At 51.8% G+C, this 2975-nt stretch carries 4 protein-coding genes and 1 pseudogene; 4 read left to right on the plus strand and 1 reads right to left on the minus strand.

Annotated features, from left to right (window positions below; genetic code table 11):
• The 4 genes from AC1DRJ_RS23110 to AC1DRJ_RS23125 all read left to right on the plus strand — a co-directional run.
• Nucleotides 1-223: OprD family outer membrane porin (locus AC1DRJ_RS23110; RefSeq protein ID WP_477800916.1), on the plus strand; the 223-nt coding region annotated here is incomplete at its 5' end.
• 225 nt (nt 224-448) lie between these two features.
• On the plus strand, nt 449-1096 hold the full coding sequence (locus AC1DRJ_RS23115) for a hypothetical protein (protein ID WP_477804191.1): 648 nt from the start codon (nt 449-451) through the stop codon (nt 1094-1096).
• A gap of 46 nt (nt 1097-1142) precedes the next feature.
• Nucleotides 1143-1904 (plus strand): DUF3050 domain-containing protein, encoded by a 762-nt coding sequence (locus AC1DRJ_RS23120; RefSeq protein WP_477804192.1) that lies wholly within the window; start codon nt 1143-1145, stop codon nt 1902-1904.
• Between the two features lie 38 nt (nt 1905-1942).
• The gene (locus tag AC1DRJ_RS23125; RefSeq protein ID WP_477804193.1) at nt 1943-2767 is read left to right on the plus strand and encodes a methyltransferase domain-containing protein; all 825 of its coding nucleotides are present in this window, start codon (nt 1943-1945) and stop codon (nt 2765-2767) included.
• Nucleotides 2768-2883: 116 nt separating this feature from the next.
• Here the strand turns inward: AC1DRJ_RS23125 and AC1DRJ_RS23130 are convergent.
• Nucleotides 2884-2975, minus strand: a pseudogene (locus AC1DRJ_RS23130) (4-carboxymuconolactone decarboxylase); the annotation flags it as partial.

The following is a 2975-nucleotide window of genomic DNA, read 5'->3' on the forward strand; positions in this document are numbered from 1 at the left end:
CCGCTACATCAGCGGCGACAACATCCACACCGGCACCGGCGCCAACGCCGTCACCGACGGAACGGAATGGGGCCGCGAATCGGAAGTGGCCTACACCCTGCAAAGCGGGCCGTTGAAGAGCCTCAACGTCAAATGGCGCAACGCGAGCATCCGCAAGAGCTTCAGCAACAACGAATTCGATGAAAACCGGATCATCATCAACTATCCGATCAGTTTGCTGTAAGGGCACCCGCCACAAAAAAACAAAACACCAAGCCACATCGGAAGTGGCTTGTTCAAAAACGTTGAACAGCTTTCGTGGGCGGACAATTTTATAACCAATCTAAAGCCCTTCTATTATTAAAACGACTTAAATCCTGTTAGTTCTAACAGTAGATTGCCACCCAGCAAACTTCCAATATCTGCCTAAAGCAACATTCAGCAGATGACAACCTTGGAAGGGAACACTATGAACTGGTGGCAGATCGATGCATTGATTATGGTTTCTTATGGCTTCATCCACTCCTGCCTGACAACCCGACCGGCGATGAAATTTTACGAAGTATTCTTCCCCGAATGGAGTTGGAACATCGGCATGTGCGTGTTTTCTGCCGCCACGCTGGCGCTCGGCATCATTTACTGGCAACCCTCTGGGCATTACATCTACGTCTTGATTCCGGGCAGCCCGCTGTTTCACTTTGCAGCGTTATCAATGGTGACTCTATTGGGCCTCACTATTTACTGCTTTCGTTATACCTCCACATTTTGGCAATGGCTCGGTGCTCACCAATTAATTGCCAAATTAAGAGATCAAAAAACCCCTGTGCCTTATCGAATGAACGTACAAGGCATCAAACGATACGTACGTTTCCCCCATCATACTTTTCTGATGCTGTTTTTCTGGGCCCACCCAATCATGACCTACGATACATTGCTCTTTTCGATCGGCACCACGATCTATATGTATTTGGGTAMATGGCACATGGACAAACGTCTCGAGTTAATATTTGGAAGTGAATGGCGATCTTATAAAAAAGTGACTGGCTTAATGCTGCCGTCACCTAAGGCATGGTCGCGACTTTTTGCAGATCTTCGTCAACCACGCAACGCCCTTTAACGCAGTGCTACACATTGCTTTTAAACTTTTTGCAAGGACGCAATCCATGTTTGAACAAGAGCTCAAGCCTTATCAGGATCGATTGGCCCAACACCCGATTTATGGCGCTATTCGTTCGGTTGAACACGTCAGACTGTTCATGAGTCACCATGTCTTTGCAGTATGGGATTTCATGAGCCTGGCCAAACGCCTGCAACGCGACTTTACCTGTATAGAGCTGCCTTGGATGCCGGTGCTGAATGAAGACAGTGCCCGCCTCATCAATGAAATCATTACCGGTGAAGAATCGGATATCGGCCTTGATGGCCACCCGATCAGTCATTTTCGCTTGTACCTTGATGCAATGGCCGAAGTCAGTGCACCTACTGAGAAAATCGAGACATTTATCAGTCAGTTCGCCCAATCTTTTGCTCTAGGTAACGCACTAGACCGGGCCTTCGTTCCGGCGTACGTACAGTCGTTTGTCAAACACACTATCAAGACAGCGCGAAACGCTTCGACTGCCGAAGTAGCCAGCAGCTTTCTTTTTGGACGTGAAGACCCGATCCCCCAAATGTTCCAAACTCTAATGGAGCGCTGGGGGCTAACGGCTCATCAAGCGCCCAAGTTGGCTTATTACCTCAATCGACACATCGAAGTGGACAGCGGCGACCATGGCCCTGGCGCACAAAAAATATTATCTCGTTTAATCATCACGCCGCAGGTGCGGGAAAAAGCACTGCGGGCGGCCATTGACGCTATCGAGCACCGAATCAGGTTATGGAACGGTATCTATCGCGAAATAAAAAAGTGGGATGCAGGTGCCTAGTCATTCACTGACCACTCATGGACAGAGAGGACCACCTCATGCCCACGCAACGAGATATCAAGGTTGTAAAAAACACCACCCACTGGGACGCCAAGGCGTACCAGCAGTTCGCTCGCCTCAGGCAACGACCGGTCAACGAATTGCTCGACCGTGTCGACATCAAAAACCCCAAACGCATCTACGACCTCGGTTGCGGCACAGGCATTGCGACGCAGGTTCTGGCCAAGCGCTGGCCGCGAGCGAACTTGATGGGCATCGACAGTTCAGAGCAAATGCTTCAGGAGGCCAGGGGTTTGCCGATCAAGGCCCGATGGAAGCAGTGCGACCTGCAAAACTGGCAACCCGAACAGCCCGCTGACTTGCTGTTTGCCGCCGCCGTGCTGCATTTCATCGAGGATCATCAACAGTTGTTGCCTCAATTGCTCAAGCATTTGAACCCGGGCGGTTGTCTGGCGGCGCACATGCCCGATTGGCGCGATGCGGTGTGGTATCAACTGATGCTCGACACCCTCGACAGTGGCGGCCATGACGGTCAGCCGTTGGGCACATCGCAGCTACGTGAGAGCATGGCGCGGCGGCCACTGTTGTCGCTGGAGGACTACTACCGTCTGCTGGCGCCGCTCTGTGCAACGCTGGATATCTGGGAAACCGAGCAGCTACAGATCGTCGACGGCAAGTCGCCGATTTATGACTGGGTCAAGGTCTCGGCGTTACGGGCAGTGATGCAGGGATTGAAGGATGACGAACAGGCGAGGTTCATCTATCACTTCATGATGCGGGTGCATGCGCATTACCCGCAGGAGGGGGATGGGCATACTTTGTTTCCGTTCAAGCGGATATTTATTGTCGCTACCGTTGAGTAAGTATCAAGGCGACTACCGCTTTCGCGAGCAGGCTCGCTCTCACATTGAAATGCGATGCCCTGTGGGAGCGAGCCTGCTTGCGAAGGCGTCAGTTCAGGCAACAAAAAAATCGAGAGTTACTCCCGCGACTCAACCCCCAACTCATCCCAAACCGACTCCGCCAAATGGAACGTCGCATTCGCCGCCGGGATACCGCAGTAGATCGCAC

The sequence above is a fragment of the Pseudomonas sp. P5_B2 genome, from assembly GCF_056400445.1.